The sequence below is a fragment of the Synechococcus sp. RSCCF101 genome, from assembly GCF_008807075.1.
GTDB lineage: Bacteria > Cyanobacteriota > Cyanobacteriia > PCC-6307 > Cyanobiaceae > RSCCF101.
This window is the reverse complement of the sequence record NZ_CP035632.1, coordinates 498,239-514,180: the sequence shown is the minus strand read 5'-3', so window position 1 is coordinate 514,180 and position 15,942 is coordinate 498,239. Positions and strand designations below refer to the sequence as shown.

20 protein-coding genes are annotated in these 15,942 nt (G+C 67.5%); 11 read left to right on the top strand and 9 right to left on the bottom strand.

Translation table 11 applies throughout. The features are described 5' to 3' along the window. The first annotated feature begins 57 nt into the window (after positions 1 to 57). Both EVJ50_RS02555 and EVJ50_RS02550 read left to right on the top strand, forming a co-directional pair. Positions 58 to 459: a GAF domain-containing protein gene (locus tag EVJ50_RS02555; protein ID WP_370455566.1), complete on the top strand. Its 402-nt coding sequence runs from the start codon at positions 58 to 60 to the stop codon at positions 457 to 459. A 13-nt stretch (positions 460 to 472) separates the two neighbouring features. After that, positions 473 to 1,507: a diguanylate cyclase gene (locus EVJ50_RS02550; RefSeq protein WP_150882218.1), complete on the top strand. Its 1,035-nt coding sequence runs from the start codon at positions 473 to 475 to the stop codon at positions 1,505 to 1,507. 1 nt (position 1,508) lies between these two features. Here the strand turns inward: EVJ50_RS02550 and EVJ50_RS02545 are convergent, their stop codons facing one another. Together EVJ50_RS02545 and EVJ50_RS15315 are read right to left on the bottom strand one after the other, a co-directional pair. Next, positions 1,509 to 2,195 (bottom strand): response regulator transcription factor, encoded by a 687-nt coding sequence (locus tag EVJ50_RS02545; RefSeq protein ID WP_150882217.1) that lies wholly within the window; start codon positions 2,193 to 2,195, stop codon positions 1,509 to 1,511. A 181-nt stretch (positions 2,196 to 2,376) separates the two neighbouring features. Further along, entirely contained in the window at positions 2,377 to 2,598 is a 222-nt protein-coding gene (locus tag EVJ50_RS15315) for a DUF3136 domain-containing protein (protein WP_225323140.1), read from the bottom strand. 227 nt (positions 2,599 to 2,825) lie between these two features. On the opposite strand from EVJ50_RS15315, the gene EVJ50_RS02535 reads away from it, so the two are divergent. Beyond that, a complete protein-coding gene (locus EVJ50_RS02535; protein WP_150882215.1) occupies positions 2,826 to 3,446 on the top strand; it encodes a nitroreductase family protein in 621 nt (206 codons plus the stop codon). Positions 3,447 to 3,569: 123 nt separating this feature from the next. Next, positions 3,570 to 4,247: a hypothetical protein gene (locus tag EVJ50_RS02530; protein WP_150882214.1), complete on the top strand. Its 678-nt coding sequence runs from the start codon at positions 3,570 to 3,572 to the stop codon at positions 4,245 to 4,247. A 12-nt stretch (positions 4,248 to 4,259) separates the two neighbouring features. Here the strand turns inward: EVJ50_RS02530 and EVJ50_RS02525 are convergent, their stop codons facing one another. Beyond that, entirely contained in the window at positions 4,260 to 4,703 is a 444-nt protein-coding gene (locus EVJ50_RS02525) for a hypothetical protein (protein ID WP_150882213.1), read from the bottom strand. Between the two features lie 59 nt (positions 4,704 to 4,762). Between EVJ50_RS02525 and EVJ50_RS02520 the strand changes: the two genes are divergently transcribed. From EVJ50_RS02520 to EVJ50_RS02510, 3 genes are read left to right on the top strand one after another with little or no spacing between them, the layout of a single operon-like run. Then, positions 4,763 to 5,737, top strand: coding sequence for an ATP-binding cassette domain-containing protein (locus EVJ50_RS02520; RefSeq protein WP_150884800.1), 975 nt, complete (start codon positions 4,763 to 4,765; stop codon positions 5,735 to 5,737). After that, a complete protein-coding gene (locus EVJ50_RS02515; RefSeq protein ID WP_150882212.1) occupies positions 5,734 to 6,519 on the top strand; it encodes an ABC-2 family transporter protein in 786 nt (261 codons plus the stop codon). The genes EVJ50_RS02520 and EVJ50_RS02515 overlap by 4 nt, the downstream gene beginning before the upstream one ends. After that, positions 6,519 to 7,322 carry an ABC transporter permease gene (locus EVJ50_RS02510; protein ID WP_150882211.1) on the top strand — a complete coding sequence of 268 codons (804 nt, stop codon included), beginning with the start codon at positions 6,519 to 6,521 and terminating at the stop codon, positions 7,320 to 7,322. The genes EVJ50_RS02515 and EVJ50_RS02510 overlap by 1 nt, the downstream gene beginning before the upstream one ends. 19 nt (positions 7,323 to 7,341) lie before the next feature. Here the strand turns inward: EVJ50_RS02510 and EVJ50_RS02505 are convergent, their stop codons facing one another. Next, positions 7,342 to 8,244 (bottom strand): sensor domain-containing diguanylate cyclase, encoded by a 903-nt coding sequence (locus tag EVJ50_RS02505; protein WP_150882210.1) that lies wholly within the window; start codon positions 8,242 to 8,244, stop codon positions 7,342 to 7,344. A 70-nt stretch (positions 8,245 to 8,314) separates the two neighbouring features. Further along, positions 8,315 to 8,878, bottom strand: a complete 564-nt coding sequence (locus tag EVJ50_RS02500; protein WP_191964843.1) for a 2'-5' RNA ligase family protein — start codon at positions 8,876 to 8,878, stop codon at positions 8,315 to 8,317. 34 nt (positions 8,879 to 8,912) lie between these two features. Here EVJ50_RS02500 and EVJ50_RS02495 point away from each other — a divergent pair, with 34 nt between their 5' ends. Together EVJ50_RS02495 and EVJ50_RS02490 are read left to right on the top strand one after the other, a co-directional pair. Beyond that, positions 8,913 to 10,280: a cytochrome P450 gene (locus EVJ50_RS02495; protein WP_191964842.1), complete on the top strand. Its 1,368-nt coding sequence runs from the start codon at positions 8,913 to 8,915 to the stop codon at positions 10,278 to 10,280. Then, positions 10,277 to 11,188, top strand: a complete 912-nt coding sequence (locus tag EVJ50_RS02490; RefSeq protein WP_150882207.1) for a bestrophin family ion channel — start codon at positions 10,277 to 10,279, stop codon at positions 11,186 to 11,188. The genes EVJ50_RS02495 and EVJ50_RS02490 overlap by 4 nt, the downstream gene beginning before the upstream one ends. A 16-nt stretch (positions 11,189 to 11,204) precedes the next feature. On the opposite strand, the gene EVJ50_RS02485 is transcribed toward EVJ50_RS02490, so the two are convergent. Together EVJ50_RS02485 and EVJ50_RS02480 are read right to left on the bottom strand one after the other, a co-directional pair. Beyond that, positions 11,205 to 12,026 carry a carboxylesterase gene (locus tag EVJ50_RS02485; RefSeq protein ID WP_150882206.1) on the bottom strand — a complete coding sequence of 274 codons (822 nt, stop codon included), beginning with the start codon at positions 12,024 to 12,026 and terminating at the stop codon, positions 11,205 to 11,207. Next, a complete protein-coding gene (locus EVJ50_RS02480) occupies positions 12,026 to 12,493 on the bottom strand; it encodes a secondary thiamine-phosphate synthase enzyme YjbQ (RefSeq protein ID WP_150882205.1) in 468 nt (155 codons plus the stop codon). The genes EVJ50_RS02485 and EVJ50_RS02480 overlap by 1 nt, the downstream gene beginning before the upstream one ends. Positions 12,494 to 12,593: 100 nt before the next feature. Here EVJ50_RS02480 and EVJ50_RS02475 point away from each other — a divergent pair, with 100 nt between their 5' ends. After that, positions 12,594 to 13,325 (top strand): type 1 glutamine amidotransferase, encoded by a 732-nt coding sequence (locus EVJ50_RS02475; RefSeq protein WP_150882204.1) that lies wholly within the window; start codon positions 12,594 to 12,596, stop codon positions 13,323 to 13,325. Between the two features lie 503 nt (positions 13,326 to 13,828). Here the strand turns inward: EVJ50_RS02475 and EVJ50_RS02470 are convergent. Continuing rightward, complete coding sequence (locus tag EVJ50_RS02470) at positions 13,829 to 14,215, bottom strand: cytidine deaminase (RefSeq protein WP_150882203.1); 387 nt, start codon at positions 14,213 to 14,215, stop codon at positions 13,829 to 13,831. A 52-nt stretch (positions 14,216 to 14,267) separates the two neighbouring features. On the opposite strand from EVJ50_RS02470, the gene EVJ50_RS02465 reads away from it, so the two are divergent. Then, complete coding sequence (locus EVJ50_RS02465; protein WP_150882202.1) at positions 14,268 to 14,804, top strand: hypothetical protein; 537 nt, start codon at positions 14,268 to 14,270, stop codon at positions 14,802 to 14,804. On the opposite strand, the gene EVJ50_RS02460 is transcribed toward EVJ50_RS02465, so the two are convergent. Next, complete coding sequence (locus tag EVJ50_RS02460) at positions 14,801 to 15,913, bottom strand: NAD(P)/FAD-dependent oxidoreductase (protein ID WP_150882201.1); 1,113 nt, start codon at positions 15,911 to 15,913, stop codon at positions 14,801 to 14,803. The two genes, EVJ50_RS02465 and EVJ50_RS02460, sit on opposite strands and share 4 nt — an antisense overlap. Positions 15,914 to 15,942 lie beyond the last annotated feature (29 nt).

The following is a 15,942-nucleotide window of genomic DNA, read 5'->3' as shown; positions in this document are numbered from 1 at the left end:
AACCTCTCCATTCTGGATTCAGAACCCGATCCGAAATTCAGCCGCATCGTGCGACTGGTGAAACGGGTTCTGGATGTTCCGATCGCCGCCATCAGCCTGATCGATCAACGGCGGCAGTGGTGCCTGGAGCTTCAGGGAGCGGATTTCGTTGAGATTCCCAGGCATGACTCGTTCTGTCAGCACACCATCCAGCAAGGCTCGACGCTGGTGATTCCGGATGCCCGGGCCGATGCCCGTGTGGCCGGCTCGCCACTGGTCAGCGGTGACGCAGGCATCCGTTTCTATGCTGGGCATCCACTGACGTTGTGTCCGGACATCCGCCTTGGAGCCCTGTGCGTTTTCGACACCAAGCCCCGCAGCATGGGCGAGGAGGATATCCAGTTTCTCGCTGATCTGGCCGAGACCGTGGTGAATGAACTCAAGGCCAGCATGTTGATCAATATCATGGCTCAGCGTTGAGCCGGGATTCCGAATGAAAGCACCCCTCCCCGCCAATGAATCGGATCGGCTCAATGCTCTGCGCCGGCTGAAGATTCTCGATACGCCCCTGGATGAGCGTTTTGAACGCATCACCCGCATGGTGTGTCGCTCACTGCAGGTGCCGGTGGCTGCGGTGTCCCTGGTGGATGAGCAGCGGCAATGGTTCAAGTCGATTCAGGGCCTTCCCGTTGCAGAGACCAGCCGGGATGTCGCGTTCTGCGCCCACGCCATCCTCGGCGATTCGATGATGGTGGTTCCCGATGCCCGCAAGGATCCGCGCTTTGCCGACAATCCCCTTGTGACGGGGGAACCGGGCATCCGCTTCTACGCCGGCTACCCGCTGAAACTCTCGGACACCATCAAGCTGGGAACCCTCTGCGCCATCGGTTGGGAACCCCGCGAGATGCCGGACTGCGACCGGCAACTGCTAGAGGATCTCGGCAAAACCGTGGAGTCCGAACTGCAGGCCCTGGCCTTGTCCCACCAGCAGTCGGAGGTGATCGATGAGCTGAACGAGCTGGCCCGCCAGGCCCTGGTGGACCCCCTCACACGGCTGTGGAACCGGGAAGGGTTGAACCGGATGCTGCACAAGGAGTGGGATTACGCCATCCGCAAGCAGAACAGCCTGGCCCTGGCCATGATCGACTGCGACGGCTTCAAGCAGATCAACGACAGGCATGGCCATCTCATCGGCGACGCCTACCTGCGTCAGCTGGCCGGCATTCTCCTGAGTCGGCTCCGCCCCTACGACACGATCGGTCGCTGGGGGGGCGATGAGTTCATGGTGATCATGCCCGCCACAACGGCGGACGAAGGGCTGAGCGTGATGCAGAGGCTGCTGGCGACCATCGCCGATCGCACCATCGACACCGAGGCCGGCCCGATCCAGCCGCGCGTCACCATCGGTGCGGCAGCAGCGATCCCCGACCCCGGGTCGTCGGCACAGGCGTTGCTGGGAACGGCTGATGATGTGCTCATCGCCCTCAAGCAGCGCGCCAAGGGAACGGCCGCCGTGCATCGGGTCTGATTCAGAGGTTCACCATGCCGCAGCGCATGCCCTTGAGCACCGCCTGCACCCGATTGCTCACCTCGAGAGTGCGCAGCAGCCGCTTGCTGTAGGTGCGCGCGGTTTCCTCACTCACACCGATCTGAGTGGCAATCTCCTTGTTGGTGAGCCCATTGGCCACCAGGTCGAGCACCTCATACTCCCGTGGCGTCAGCCTCGGACAGCTGAGATAGGGAAGCGATCCACTCCGCAGTGAGCTGCTGCGGTAGGAGCGACCTCCCATCACCGCCAGCACCGCGGCTTCCAGAGGCTTGTGATCCTCGATCACATCCGCTTCGGCCACCACAGCCTGCAACCAGGGCGCATCGGCATATTCCATCGGGATCACATCCTTCAGGGCCATCACCACCACATTCAGGCCCGGCTGGAGCGTCTTGGCCCGGCGGGCGAGATCGAAGCCGTTGCCGGACTCCAGCGTATCCGTGCACAACAGCAGCGTGTAGGGATCGCGCTCCAGATGGACCAGGCAGGAGTCAACATCGGTCACTGCACAGCCGATGTCCCCCTGCCTGCCGAGGCTCTCGCAGAAGCAACGCAGCAGCAAGCGTCCTTTCATCGCCAGAGCGACACGGCCATCAACAGCGACCGACAACAGGCCCGCCTGCTGATCCTCGTCGACGAGCTGATGAAGGTAGGGAGTGAAATCCATGCACAAACGTTGTGCCAGACGAAGCAGATCCTGCTCATCCAGGCCTGCGTCAATCCTTGCCAACCAGTGGCGTCACCGCGAGCGGCGTAACGCAGTCAAAGCATCTCTCAACACAACTTCAACCGGCAGGGACGAAGCGCAGTTCCGGCTTCAGAACCAGCCGAAGCCAGCGCATCAGGCCTCATGCAGCACCAACGGCGGGGTCGACTGGATCAGACCCCCTTGATGCAACCAGCTCGCTCTGGGCGGCCAGAACAAGCACATCGGGTGCGGGGAATGTGGATGGAGCCAGACCGTGGAGGGCGACCAACCAGCGCCAGCAGCTGCTGAGCTTCAGATCAGGAATGGTGGTGCCCTCCTGCACGGCAATCCGGAGGTCAGTGACAAAGTACCGGTGATACATCTTGAGTTCACTGGCCACACATTCGCGTCTGACGTTGTGATCGGAAGCCCGCTCGCCTGCGTCGCCCATGCATCCCCTGGTTCAGTCCCACTGTCATCGCGCCGCTGCATCGATGGCTACCCCCGAAAGGGAAGGGGGTGAGCGACAACACGCTTGCCGCAGCACCCTGCCCGCCAGAGCCCAAGGACAAGCGCTGATACGTTGATCGCGACCGTCGGCCTTGCTGCATGGACACGCTCAACGCGATTCACTCCCGCCGAGCCGTCAAGCATTTCGATCCCGACCACCGGCTCACGGCAGAGGACGAAGACACCCTCCTGCGGGCCACGATCCAGGCCCCGACCAGCTTCAACATCCAGCACTGGCGCTTCGTGATCCTCAGGGATCCGGCCCTGCGCCAGACCATCCGCAAGGAGCACGGCTTCGATCAGGCCCAGATCACCGACGCCTCCCTGCTCATCCTGTTCACGGCCGACACGAAGGCCTGGCAGAAGAACCCCGGCCGCTACTGGGCCAATGCGCCGAAGGAGGTGGCCGATCTCCTGGTGGGCTGGATGGGCCCCTTCCACGAAGGCCGTGAGTGGCTGCAGCGCGATGAGGCCCAGCGGTCGATCGGCATGGCCATGCAGACCCTGATGCTGGCCGCCCAGGACCTGGGGCTCGACAGCTGCCCGATGATCGGCTTCGACATCGACAAGGTGGCGGAACTGGTGAATCTCCCGCCCGACCATGTGATGGGCCCGCTGGTGGCCGTGGGTCGCAGCATCAAGGATCCCTGGCCCAAGCCCGGTCAGGTGCCCCTGAGCGAACTGGTGGTGGAGAACGCCTTCAGCGCGCCGGGTGGCTGATCGACTGTCCGGCTTTCCCCACCTTGGAGGTGGAGTCCTCCCTCTGGGCGTGAGCGATCGGCCGCGACAGGCTGGACTGACCTAAGAGTGTGGGAGGAGCGAAACATGCGTTCAGAGCGACCCATGGCCTCTGCCGTCACCCACCGCCGCTCAACCACCGCCAGGTTGAGCCTCTGGCGGCGGGTCCGGCGGCGGCTCAGCGGCCTGCTGCTGCACCTCGCCGAACGGTTGGATGTGCGCCTGCCGGCCTCAGGGCCGGCCCCCCGATCGCTCCCCTCCCCCAAGCTGGTGGCGACCGCCGCTGAGCTGGAAGCCACTGCCTGTCCGGCCCTGCGGCCACCCCTCTCGGCCGAAGATGCGGTGCTGGGGAGGGATCTGTCCGTGCTCAGGCGGGAAGCCGCCGATGCCCTGGCGGCCTTCGGTGCCGCCCACGCCCTGATCTCCTCAGCCCGGCTGGCCCAGCTCCAGGCGGTCCAGAACCAGATAGAGCGTCAGCGGGGCGAAGGGGGGCCACCCGAGGAGCTGGTTCACGCCGCCCGCGACTATCAGGGCTGGCAGAGCGATCAGGTGCGTCTGTTCGACGCCCTCAACCTGGTGATCCAGATGCGCATCCCGGCCGGGCGTGCCCTCGAACAGGTGCCCGACGAGCTGCAGAGCCAGGCGCGCCAGCATCTCCAGTCCCTCTCCACCGAATACCAGCGCGGCCTGCTGGTGCGCCAGATGGCCGCCGACGAGCAGGAGAGCAGCGGCAGCGACGACGCATCCGCCACCGATGATGCGCCCGCCGACGAGCGCGACTGAGTGAGCGCGGCCTCAGCGGCAGCGCTGCTCCATGGCCCGCAGCAGGATCGGCACGGCATCGGGCTGGCCCTGCAGATGGAACGCTTCCCGCTCCACGGCCCTGTTGCCGCTGTGCCGGTAGCTCTTGAGCAGGATGGCGCTGATCTCCCGCTCCACCACGGGGTTCAGGCTCACGGTCACGCCGATCGGGGAGAGCCGGCCTGAGGGGCAGCTCTGCACCGCGTGGGTCGCCTCGTGGATCAGGGTCTGGCGGGCGATGCCGAGCGGGATCGTGACCGGCGCCACCCACAGACGGCGGCTTCCGGATTCGTAGAGGCCGTAGACCCCGCGGCGGGGCGGCGGAGCGAAGCGCACCTCGAAGCCGTGGCCCTCCAGGGCGCGCACCAGACGGCTCAGATCCTCGGGCAACCCGGTGGGCAGGGTGGCCAGCACCGCGCCCAGAAGCGGCAGCAGCATCGGGAAACGCTCTCCGGCGGTGCTGCCTAATGTGCCAGCTGAGGCCGGGGGTGGTGGCACTGATCGAGGCCAGGGGCCTGCGCAAGACCTACCGGGTGGCCGAGAAGCAGCCGGGCTGGCGCGGCACGCTGCGGCACCTGGTGGCCCGGCGCAGCCGCGATGTGAACGCGGTTCAGGATGTGAGCTTCCGCATCGCCCCCGGCGAGATGGTGGGCTTCCTGGGGCCGAACGGCGCCGGCAAGACCACCACCCTCAAGATGCTCTGCGGGCTGATCCATCCGAGCGGCGGCGACGTGCGGGTGGCGGGTCATCAGCCCTGGCGACGCCAGTCCGCCTTTCTGCGTCAGATCACCCTGGTGATGGGGCAGAAGCAGCAGCTCCTCTGGGATCTGCCACCGCTCGATTCCCTGCGGGTCAACGCCGCGGTTTACGGCCTCAGCGATGGCGAGGCCCGTCGCCGCATCGACGAACTGGCCGACATGCTCGAGCTGGGGGAGGAACTCACCCGTCCGGTGCGCAAGCTCTCCCTCGGGCAGCGGATGAAGGCCGAACTGCTGGCCGCCCTGCTGCATCGTCCGGCGGTGCTGTTTCTCGATGAACCCACCCTCGGACTCGACGTGAATGCCCAGGTGCGGGTGCGGGACTTTCTGGCCCGCTACAACCGCCGCCACGGGGCCACCATGCTGCTCACGAGCCATTACATGGCCGACATCACGGCTCTCTGCCCGCGCGTGCTGCTCATTCACCGGGGCCGGCTGATGCATGACGGTGCCCTCGACGCGCTCACCGAGCGGCTGGCCCCCTGCCGTTCGGTGCGCCTGGAGCTGCGCCAGCCCCAGCCAGCGGAGGTGTTCGCCGCCTACGGGGAGATCGAGGAGCACGACGGCACCCTGGTGCGCCTGCGCATCCCGCGCGATCAGCTCACCGAGGCGGTGGCGCAGCTGCTGCAGCGCTTCGAGCTGGAGGATCTCGAGGTGAGCGATCCGCCTGTGGAGGAGCTGATCGGGGACCTGTTCCGCCGGGGGGCGGCATGAGGCTCTGGCGGCTGGCGCGGGTGCTGCTCGGCAGCCAGTACGCGGTGATGCTCGAGTACCGGGCCGAGATCGCCCTGTGGGCGCTCGCGGGTGTGCTGCCCCTGATCATGCTGGGCCTCTGGAGCGATGCGGGCGCCGCGGCGGCCGCCGGGCTGAGCGGCTCCCAGCTGAGCCGTTACTTCCTCTCGGTGTTCGTGGTGCGGCAGTTCACCATCGTCTGGGTGATGTTCTCCTTCGAGGAGGACTCGCTGGAGGGTCGGCTCTCCCCGTACCTGCTCCAGCCGCTGCCCCCCTTCTGGCGCTACGTGAGCGCCCACCTCTCCGAACAGCTCACCCGGCTGCCGTTCGTGGCCCTGATGCTGGCGGGGGTGGTGATGGTCCATCCCGCCAGCTTCTGGCGACCCAGCCCCGTCGGGGCCCTGCTGGCGCTGCTGGCCACCATGGCCGCCTTCTGGGTGCGCTTCCTGCTGCACTGGATCTTCGCCATGCTCTGCTTCTGGAGCGAGCGCGCCAGCGCCGTGGACCGGCTGCTGCTGATTCCCTATCTGTTCCTCTCCGGCCTGGTGGCCCCGCTGGAGACCTTCCCAGAGAACGTGCGCCGGTTGGCGATGGCCACGCCCTTCCCCTACTTCCTCGCCTTCCCGGCGCGGCTGCTGGCGGGGGAACCGGTGGATGTGGCCGCGGGTTTTCTGGCTCTCGCGGGCTGGGGCCTGCTGCTGCTCCCGATCAGCATCGCCGCCTGGCGGCTGGGCGTGCGCCGTTATTCGGCCATGGGCGCCTGATGGAACCGGTGCGGAAGGCCAGGCTGGCGACGCTGCTGGGCCGCTTCTGGAGCAGCAGCCTGGCGAGCGAGCTGGAGTACCCGCTCAACGTGGCGGTGGAGGTGCTGGCGGTGGCCGGCAATCTGGCGGGCAGCCTGTTCGTGCTCTCGCTCTTCTTCGGCGAGGGCCGCAGCCTCGGTGGCTGGAGCTGGCCGGCCTCGCTGGTGGTTCTGGGCTGCTACACCCTGCTCGAGGGCTTCACGGTGATGCTGCTCCAGCCCAACCTGAGCCGCATCGTGTCCCATGTGCAGAACGGCACCCTCGATTTCGTGCTGCTCAAGCCGCTCGACAGCCAGCTCTGGGTGTCGCTGCGGCTGATCTCACCCTGGGGGCTCCCCTCGATCCTGGCGGGGGCCTCCCTGATCGGAGTGGGACTGGCCCGCAGCGGAGGCGGCGGCTCGCTGGCCACAGCGGCCGCCTCTCTGCTGATGCTGCTCTGCAGCACCTTGATCCTGTACAGCCTCTGGTTCCTGCTGGCCACCACCAGCATCTGGTTCGTGAAGGTGTGGAACGCCACGGAAGTGCTGCGGGCCTTACTGATGGCGGGCCGGTATCCGATCTCGGCCTTTCCCAGCGGCCTGCGGCTGGTGTTCACGTTCCTGCTGCCGGTGGCGTTCCTCACCACCGTTCCGGCGGAGGCGCTGCTCGGGCGGGCCAGCCTGTCCTGGCTGAGCGGCGCCCTGGCCATGGCGGCGGCCCTGCTGCTGATCAGCCGCCTGTTCTGGCGCTTCGCCCTGCGCTTCTACACCTCAGCCTCCAGCTGAAGCCCGCCTCAGCCGCTGATCAGCCCATGGTGATGCGGTTGCGCCCGTCGGCCTTGCTCCGGTAGAGGAGATCGTCGGCACGCTTCACGAGCGAGTCCTGATCATCGTCCGGAAGCACGAGGGTGGCGCCCACGGAGATGGTCACCTTGAGCTTGGTGCGCTCGTGGCTGAGGTAGGAGTGTTCGATCAGCATGCGCATGCGATCACCGGTGGCCCGCAGATCGTGCGGCGTCACATTGCGGATCACGGCAAGGAACTCCTCGCCACCCCAGCGACCGAAGAGATCGAAGGGCCTGGCATTGGTGGTGAAGGTGTTGGCCACCAGCTGCAGCACCTGATCACCCACGTCGTGGCCGTAGGTGTCGTTGAACCGCTTGAAGTGATCGATGTCCATGAACAGCACACCGAAGGGAACGCCATAGCGCTCGTGCTCCTGGAAGCGTGCGGTCAGTTCCTGGGTGATGTAGTTCCGGTTCGCCAGCCGCGTCAGCGGGTCCAGGTAGGCCATGCGCTCGAGCTCCTTGACCCGCAGCTCGTTGGCAGCCTGATTGCTGATGTCGTTGAACAGCTCAATGCCACCGGTGATGCGGCCCTGGTCATCGGTCATCGGGCTGACGCGCACCGCCACCGGAATGCGATGCCCATCCTTGTGGTGCATGTACACATCCGCTTCGCGCGGGCTGCCATCGTCCATCGTGGCCGCGAGCGGACACAGACCCAGGCAGAGCTGATTGCCGTCCGCATCCACATGGGTGAGGATGTTGTCAGAACAGGATCGGCCCACAACCTCCTCTGCCTTGTAACCGGAGATGCGTTCAGCCGCGTGATTCCAGAAGGTGATCACACGATTGCGATCAACGAAGTACAGACCATCGTGCAGATGCTCGATGATGTCCTGGTAGGAATCCAGAGTCGCTTTCATGCCTTCATCCCAGGCACACTCATCACCCTAGACACGGCCGTCTCCAGGGCACCACATCGGCCGCGAAGGGTCATGCAGACCCAACCGCACTGAAGGGTCTGCGCTCCACGATCCGGAACAGTCGCCTCGAGCGCTCCTCCGCCCAGGTGTAGAGCGCCAGCTCCTCGAAGCGCACCGGATGATCGGGAACCGGGGCGGTCCGCAGCCAGCGGTCCATCGCGGGCTTCAGGGCAGCAGCGCGGCGCCGGGGCGGACGGGTGAGGGTGATGTGGGCCAGCGGCGGGCGGCGGTCCCGGGGCAACCCGGCGGCCTCCAGCGCCGGTTCCCGCCACCGGCCGATCAGCCTCTCAAGGGTGCCCCGGCCCATCCCCGGCACCAGCGCGTAAGCGGACGGACGCTCGGGGGATCCCATCGCCCGCCAGCCGGCCGCGGTCGCCTCGATCGGGGGATGCCGCTGCTCCGCCAGGGCGCGCCAGGCCGCCAGGGCGCGGGCCTCACCGCAGGCGCCGAGAAAGGCCACTGTGGCGTGGAGGTCCTCAGCAGCCAGCAGCCGCATGCCCGGAGGAAGCCCCTGGCAGCACGATGGCCAGCCCGCGCTCCCGGGCAACGCCAGTGCGATGAACCAGTTGGCCATGGCAGGACAATGCCCCCGAATCGCGTCCGCGCCCATGGTTGCCCGGCCCATTCCCGCGCTGGAGTTGGGAGCCCGCACGCAGACGCTGCAGGTGGTGCTCGATCCGATCGGGTATTACCGGCGCTGCTTCCAGGCCCACGACGGGGCGGTGCGGGTGCGGATGTCGCCGACGCTGCCGCCCCAGCAGGTGCTGATCAACGACCCGGCAATCCTGCAGGAGCTGATGGGCCGCGACGCGGGCCGTGGGATCACAGCTCCCGGTCGGCTCAGCGGACTGCTCGCGCAGGTGGTGGGCGAGCAGTCGATTCTGCTGCTGGAACCCCGGCCCCACCGGGCCCGGCGCAAGCTGCTGACGCCACCGTTTCACGGCGAGCGGCTGCGCGCCTACGGCCAGACAGTGATCGGCCTGACCCGCGCCGCCATGGCCGACCTGAGCCCCGGCATGCGCTTCGATGCGCGCGAGCGGATGCAGACGATCACCATGGGCGTGATCCTCTCGGCCGTGTTCGGCCTGAGCGAGGGGCAGCGCCACCAGCGGCTGCGCCGGCTGCTGGGCACCAGCATCGAGATGCGGGCCGGGCGGATCGGTTCCCTGCTGCTGTTCTTTCCTCTCCTGCGACGGGACGTCGGCCCCTGGAGTCCGGGCGGCCGCCTGCGCCGGATCAGCGCCGAGATCGAACAGCTGCTGCTCCGGGAGATCGCCGAGAGGCGAAAGGAGCTGGAGGGCACGGGCCAGGCGGAGCCGCGATCCGATGTGCTCAGCCTGCTGCTGGCCTGCCGCGATGAGCAGGGGGAGGGCCTCAGCGACGCCGAACTGCACGACGAACTGCTGACGCTGCTGTTCGCGGGTCACGAAACCACCGCCACGGCACTCACCTGGGCGCTCTACTGGCTGCATCGCCAGCCGGAGGTGACGGCCACGCTCAGAGCCGAGCTGGCCGACAACCCGGGGCTGGACCCCGACACCCTCAGCCGGCTGCCCTATCTCGCGGCTGTGGTGAACGAAGTGCTGCGCATCCATCCGGTGGCGATGCTGATGCTGCCGAGGCTGGTGGAGGAACCGTTGAGCCTGGCCGGCCATGCCTTCGAGGCGGGGGATGTGCTGATCGGCTGCATCCAGTCGGTGCACGAGCGCAGCGACCTCTATCCCGAGCCACTCCGCTTCAATCCGGATCGCTTCCTCGGGCGCAGCGTCGAACCGGGGGGATTCCTGCCCTTCGGCGGCGGCGTGCGCCGCTGCATCGGGGCCTCCCTGGCGCTCTACGAGATGAAGCTGGTTCTGGCGACGATCCTGAGCGAGCACAGCCTGCAGCTGGCGCCGGAGAGCGATCGTGCGATCGCGCCACGGCGGCGCGGCTTCACCCTCGGCCCGGCCCGGCCCGTGCGGCTCGTGGCGACATGACCCGAGCGGATCCACCCCGCACCGGCCGTCGCGATTACGCCCTGGTGCTCTGGCAGCTGCTCTGGCGCATGCGCCTGGACCTGTTGCTCTTCGCGCTGCTCTACGGGGCGGTCGCCGTGAGCGGATCGACCCTGCAGAGCCTGTACCTCACCGGCACCGGACTGTCGGTCCTGGGCATCGCCGTCTCGATCTTCATCGCTTTCCGCAATACGCAGGCCATCGGTCGCTGGTGGGAAGCACGTCAGCTCTGGGGCGCCATGGTGAACAGCAGCCGTCAGTGGCGCGACACACTCACAGCCCACATCCCCCGCAACAGGCGCGATGGCCCGAGGCTCCGCCAACTGCTGCAACTGCAGGTGATCCAGGTCTGGTTGCTGAACTTCGAGTTGCGCAATTTCTGGCGCCCCGAGTTGCGGCAGGCCGTGGACCAGCACCTGGATGCGTTGCTGCTGAAGCGCAGCCTGTCCCTGCAGCAGCTCTGCCGTCTCCGGGCTGAGGCCATCGGCGAGCTTCACGACGACGGCTGGATTGATGCCTTCGGGCGCCAGCAGCTGGTTGGAGTGGCCAATGCCAGCCTGGAGGCCATCGGCGGTCTGCAGCGCATCCGCAACACCCCGATTCCTGCCAGCTATGATGTCTTCGTGCGGCTGATCACCTGGGTCTACGGACTCGAGCTGCTGCTCGAGTTTCACCGGGGCGCCTCCCAGCTGATCGGGGGGGTGCTCTGTCTGGGCTTCCTGGTGGCCGAGCGCATCGGGTCGTACGTGGAGGGCCCCTTCGACCGCGACGGCAGCAGCTTCTCGCTGCCGCTGAACACCATCTGCGACACGGTCACCGCCGATCTGCTGGACCATCCGCTCCTGCCGGGTGGGCTGCCGAGCGGCAGTGATCCGGTTCGCTGGGACTGAATGGCCCTCCCAGCCGTCACGACCATGACGCCAGCGCCGCCAGGCTGAGGTCGGCTAGCTCGGGCCACTGAAGATCGAGGGTGAGCACGTGGCCGCTGCGGTCCAGCCAGTGCAGCCGGCTGATGGTCGGATCGAGCCGCTGGGCCAGCCATTCCAACCCGGTGGCGCTCACCACCGGATCGCGGCGGCTGCCCACGAGCAGCGTCGGCAGGGGCAGCACCGGCCGTGCCAGGGCGCGACACTGCCGGCGCACCTCACCCATCAGGCGCAGCAACTCCATGCTGCAGGCCGCGGGAAAGCGGTCGTAGGACCACATGCCGGCAGCGGCGTCGGGATCGGCGAACCAGTCGGTCTGCTTGGGCAGGGTGGTCACCAGCCGCACCAGCAGCGGGGCCAGGAAACGGCGTGGATCGCGCACCCCGATCGGCGGAGCGAACAACAGCAGGCCGCGCAAACGACCGGAGGGGCCTCCCTGGCGCAACCCCTCCTGCAGGGCCAGCAATGCCCCGAGCGACAGCCCACCCAGCACCAGCGGCCCCCGCTTGCCGAGCTGTTCGCACCACTGCGCCACCTGGGCCGTCCAGTCGGAGCGCCGCACCGGCATCAGATCCTCCAGGCGGGTGCCGTGGCCCGCCAGCAACGGCGCTTCCACCCCATAACCCCGCGCATGCAACTGGTCGGCCACCGGCCTCAGGCTGGAGGGGGAACCGGTGAAGCCATGCAGCAGCAGCACGGTGAGGGGAGCGTCACGCCAAGGCACCCGACCATCCGGGCCGAGCCAGCCATCGGGATGTGCCGGCAGGGAGATGGGTCCCGGATCCGCCGTCGTCACCCCCATCAGCCCCAGGAGATCGGTTCCTGCGGCTCATGACTCTCCGGTTGCAGCTGCACCACCACCTGGCGGCGGCGGGGCCCATCGAGCTCCACCAGGATCACGTCCTGGTAGGTGCCCAGAGCCAGCTCACCCTCGATCAGGGGCAGGTGCACCTGGTTTCCCAGCAACAGGGCCTGGAGATGGGCGTGGGCGTTGCAGGGTTCATCGGCAGGGATGTCGGGTCGCAGCTCGAGATCGTTGTGCTTCCAGGGCTCTGCCGCCGGGGCCAGCCGCGCCAGCCACTGCTCCAGGTCCATCAGCAGGCGCGGTTCCATCTCGTTCACCACCAGAGCCATGGTGGTGTGCAGACCGCAGGCCACCAGCAGGCCGTCGCGGATGCCACTGTCGGCCACGAACCGGCGCAACCGGTCGGTGACGGGGTGGCAGGAGACGGGACCGGATGTATCGATGCTGAGGCGCAGGCTCGGCATGGCGGAACGCTCCGGCACTCACCCCACTTTCGCTGCGGGCGGAAGCGCTGCAACAGCCGCAGAGACCGTCAGAGTGGGGCGGCTGGATCGAAGTGGCGTCATGGCACGGTTATGGGTCCTGCAGCACCTGGCGCGGGAGGGCCCCGGGCTCTTCGCGTCCATGGCGAAGGCCCACCGCCTTGAGGTGGAGGTCCGGCGACTGGATCGTGGTGATCCACTGCCGGAGCCGGGGGGCGGAGACGGCCTGCTCGTGCTGGGAGGACCCATGGGTGTGGGCGATCTGGAGAACCCGGCCTACCCCTGGCTGAAAGCCGAGTCCGACCTGATCCGCCACTCGCTGGAGAAGGGCACACCCGTGATCGGGGTGTGCCTGGGGGCACAGCTTCTCGCCCACGCCGCCGGCGGCAACGTGGAGCCGCTGCTGGGAGGGCGTCCGCCCAGGCCCCAGCCGGAGGTGGGCTGGGGAGCGATCGAGCTGATGGCGGAGGAACGCACCGATCCGATGCTGGCGGGGCTGCCGAAGCGGCTGGATGTGCTGCACTGGCACGGAGACCGCATCCTGCTGCCGGCGAGCGCCCGCCTGCTCGCCCGCAGCGAGCGCTGCCTGGAGCAGCTGTTCCGGATCGGGGAGACAGCCTGCGGCCTCCAGTTCCATGTGGAGGTGGAGCGGGAGGGAGTGGAGCAGTGGATCGAGGAGGACGGCGCCTTCATCCGCAGCGCCCTCGGCGATGGCGCCGCCATGCTGCTGCGCAGCCAGCAGGAGCGACACGGCGCAGCCACCGGGGGAGCACGACGGCAGCTACTGGAGAATCTCTTCAACGTGTTGTGGTGAACAAGAATCACGCTGAGTGAAGAGCCATGTCGGCCTGGTCAGACCCCCTTGCTTCCCTGCACAGATCGGGGTGAAAGTGTTGGCAACGGGATTCAGGAGGCGCCAGCACATGGATGACACCCCGCCGCAGCAGATGTCAGGAGTGAGCTGACGTTTCGGACCCTGCTCCAACACTCTCAACCGATTCCTGGCCTCCCTGGCGTGTTGCTCAGTCGCCGTCCATTGCACCGTCCCAGGTGCCCCGGACCCAACGGGAGTCCCCACTGGTTACCTGGCCCCAGGGCCAGCGCCAGCAGCTCCGACCCCTCTGAAAACTGAACAGTTTTGATCGATCCTTTCACAGATCGACGCAGCCACCTTTGAGCGGTGGATGATTCCAGGGCCCGGGGCGTTTGCTCCGGGCTTCGGTCATGAATGGGCCTGTTGATGGATGATCAGGCCGCCCCGATCAGCAGGCCGATGGGGCATGTCGTCGCCTTCTGTGTTCCGACGCCCGGAGTGGCTCAGTTCAGACGAAACGGCTCCGGCATCAGGTCGCTGACGCGGAACACGCCCACACCATCCACATGCACGCGGCTCTCGGGCGGCATCAGTTCGGCCATCACCTGCCGGCAGGCCCCGCACGGCATGCGGGATCCCGCCGGCGCGTCGGCACCAGCCGAGGCGCAGCAGACCGCCAGCTCCACCGGTTCCCGTCCAGCCGCCACTGCGGCGGACAGCGCCACCCGCTCGGCGCAGAGGCAGAGCCCGTAACTCGCATTCTCCACATTGCAGCCAGGCAGCACCGTCCCGTCGCGGCAGCGCACCGCCGCCCCAACGGCGAAGTGGGAATAGGGGCAATGGGCACGGCGGGCTGCGGCCCGCGCCGCCTCGATCAGGGGGTCGACCATGGCGCTGCTGGGCCTGGATTCATGATGCTGGGCCAAGGTTCAGAGGTCAGGCATGCCGTCACCAACCCAGGCTGACTTCTTCCCGGATCGATTGGATGGCATCCCGGAGGTCAGCCTCGATGACCATGGGGTGCCACTGGTGTTTCGTCGACACTGCGCCCGCTGGGAGGGCACGGCCCGCCGCATCTCACGGGAGGGGCAGTGCATCGATACCGACAGGGTGCGGGTGGAAATCAGCATCGATGGGGCCCGTTACGTGCAGACGAACACGGTTCGCATCGGAAGCGAGTCGGAGCGGGTCAGCAGCTACCACGGCCACTTCATCGAGGGGAAGCTGGTGTTTCCCCTCACCGATGAGGTGTACACACTGGCCGGGGAAAAGGCCAGGGCATTCTCCGGTGTGGCCTGGGCGGTGAGCGACAGCCTGATTCTCTACAACGGCAATCGCACGCTGAACGGTGTGGCGACGCACTACAACGAAGTCATCACGCTGATCAGCGAGCGTGAGCGGGTCCGCACCACCCAGTTGTTCGAAAACGGCATCTACCGCCACGTGACCATGATCGACGAGGAGGCCCTCCTTCGTTAATTGGCTGGTGCCGTCCCCGCCGGGCGCCGACGCCCCACCTTGCTGCTGACCTCCCGGCTCCGCTGCTGGTAGCGGTGCACCACGGGGAGTCGCTCCTGCTCGTAGCGGTGCAACGCGAAGGCAAGACCTCCGCTGCCGGTGCCGATGCAGTGGGCCAGACAGACGGCATCCTCCAGGCCCGCCGTCATGCCGCGCGCCTGGGAGGAGCTCATGGCATGGGCCGCATCGCCGATCAGAGCCACGGGTCCACGGCTGAGGCACGGCAGCGGCTCGATGTCGAAGGACCAGTTGGCCACCACCTGATCCGCTGGTGTGGAGGTGATCAGGGCCGCCGCATCGGCACTGAGCTTGGCGATCGCCTCCTCGGGGATCGGCTGCGTGAGCTTCTCACGCTGGCTGGCTCGATCGGGCGGCAGCCGCTCCTCATTGAAGAAGCCCCAGTGGGTGCGAAGAACACCGCCGGGTCCATGGCCCAGGTGGAAGAAGTTGGCGTAGATGCCCCGCCCGCGGGCATACACATAGAAATCGCCTTCGCCGCAGAAGCCCTCCGGGTCGTCCACCACCCCCCGCCAGACCCGATCGCCGAGGTAATGCAACTCGCGATCGGCCGTCACGGCTGGGGCCACCCGGGAGAACAGGCCGTCGGCTCCGATCAGGCCGTCGCCCCGCCAGGTGGAGCCATCCTCCAGCTGCACCTCCACGCCATCCGCCACCGTCCGGCACCCGGTCACCGCCGAGCCGCAGTGCAGGCCGACCGGATCGATGCGGCTCAGGAGCGCTCGCATAATCGCCCCGCGGTGAATGAGCAGGCTGGGGGGGAGCTCCGGGTCGTGGTCCGCATCGGCCACGTTGATCACATCCCCGCGCAGGTTGCGCACATGGAAGCGCTGCACCGGAGCGCCGCAGGCCAGAAGGGCATCCAGCAACCCCGGCTCACCCGCCTCGGCCACGGCCTGCAGACCCCGGCTCACCAGCAGGATGCCGCAGCCATCGGTACGGGGAGCCGGGGCCCGCTCGAACAGGGCCACGTCGTGACCGGCCCGTTGCAGCATCAGCGCCAGCAGGAGACCGGAGCTGCCGGCTCCGGCGATGGCGATGCGAAGAGCCATGGGCCTGCGGAACGGCGCGGCTCGACCGT

Excerpts from the sequence above, each read along its gene's own strand:
- EVJ50_RS02495 (WP_191964842.1), top strand. The coding sequence starts at position 8,913 with ATGGTTGCCCGGCCCATTCCCGCGCTGGAGTTGGGAGCCCGCACGCAG.
- EVJ50_RS02490 (WP_150882207.1), top strand. The coding sequence starts at position 10,277 with ATGACCCGAGCGGATCCACCCCGCACCGGCCGTCGCGATTACGCCCTG.
- EVJ50_RS15315 (WP_225323140.1), bottom strand. The coding sequence starts at position 2,598 with ATGTATCACCGGTACTTTGTCACTGACCTCCGGATTGCCGTGCAGGAG.
- EVJ50_RS02500 (WP_191964843.1), bottom strand. The coding sequence starts at position 8,878 with ATGGCCAACTGGTTCATCGCACTGGCGTTGCCCGGGAGCGCGGGCTGG.
- EVJ50_RS02485 (WP_150882206.1), bottom strand. The coding sequence starts at position 12,026 with ATGGGGGTGACGACGGCGGATCCGGGACCCATCTCCCTGCCGGCACAT.
- EVJ50_RS02480 (WP_150882205.1), bottom strand. The coding sequence starts at position 12,493 with ATGCCGAGCCTGCGCCTCAGCATCGATACATCCGGTCCCGTCTCCTGC.
- EVJ50_RS02510 (WP_150882211.1), top strand. The coding sequence starts at position 6,519 with ATGGAACCGGTGCGGAAGGCCAGGCTGGCGACGCTGCTGGGCCGCTTC.
- EVJ50_RS02545 (WP_150882217.1), bottom strand. The coding sequence starts at position 2,195 with ATGGATTTCACTCCCTACCTTCATCAGCTCGTCGACGAGGATCAGCAG.
- EVJ50_RS02465 (WP_150882202.1), top strand. The coding sequence starts at position 14,268 with ATGCCGTCACCAACCCAGGCTGACTTCTTCCCGGATCGATTGGATGGC.
- EVJ50_RS02550 (WP_150882218.1), top strand. The coding sequence starts at position 473 with ATGAAAGCACCCCTCCCCGCCAATGAATCGGATCGGCTCAATGCTCTG.
- EVJ50_RS02530 (WP_150882214.1), top strand. The coding sequence starts at position 3,570 with ATGGCCTCTGCCGTCACCCACCGCCGCTCAACCACCGCCAGGTTGAGC.
- EVJ50_RS02515 (WP_150882212.1), top strand. The coding sequence starts at position 5,734 with ATGAGGCTCTGGCGGCTGGCGCGGGTGCTGCTCGGCAGCCAGTACGCG.
- EVJ50_RS02525 (WP_150882213.1), bottom strand. The coding sequence starts at position 4,703 with ATGCTGCTGCCGCTTCTGGGCGCGGTGCTGGCCACCCTGCCCACCGGG.
- EVJ50_RS02460 (WP_150882201.1), bottom strand. The coding sequence starts at position 15,913 with ATGGCTCTTCGCATCGCCATCGCCGGAGCCGGCAGCTCCGGTCTCCTG.
- EVJ50_RS02505 (WP_150882210.1), bottom strand. The coding sequence starts at position 8,244 with ATGAAAGCGACTCTGGATTCCTACCAGGACATCATCGAGCATCTGCAC.
- EVJ50_RS02535 (WP_150882215.1), top strand. The coding sequence starts at position 2,826 with ATGGACACGCTCAACGCGATTCACTCCCGCCGAGCCGTCAAGCATTTC.
- EVJ50_RS02475 (WP_150882204.1), top strand. The coding sequence starts at position 12,594 with ATGGCACGGTTATGGGTCCTGCAGCACCTGGCGCGGGAGGGCCCCGGG.
- EVJ50_RS02470 (WP_150882203.1), bottom strand. The coding sequence starts at position 14,215 with ATGGTCGACCCCCTGATCGAGGCGGCGCGGGCCGCAGCCCGCCGTGCC.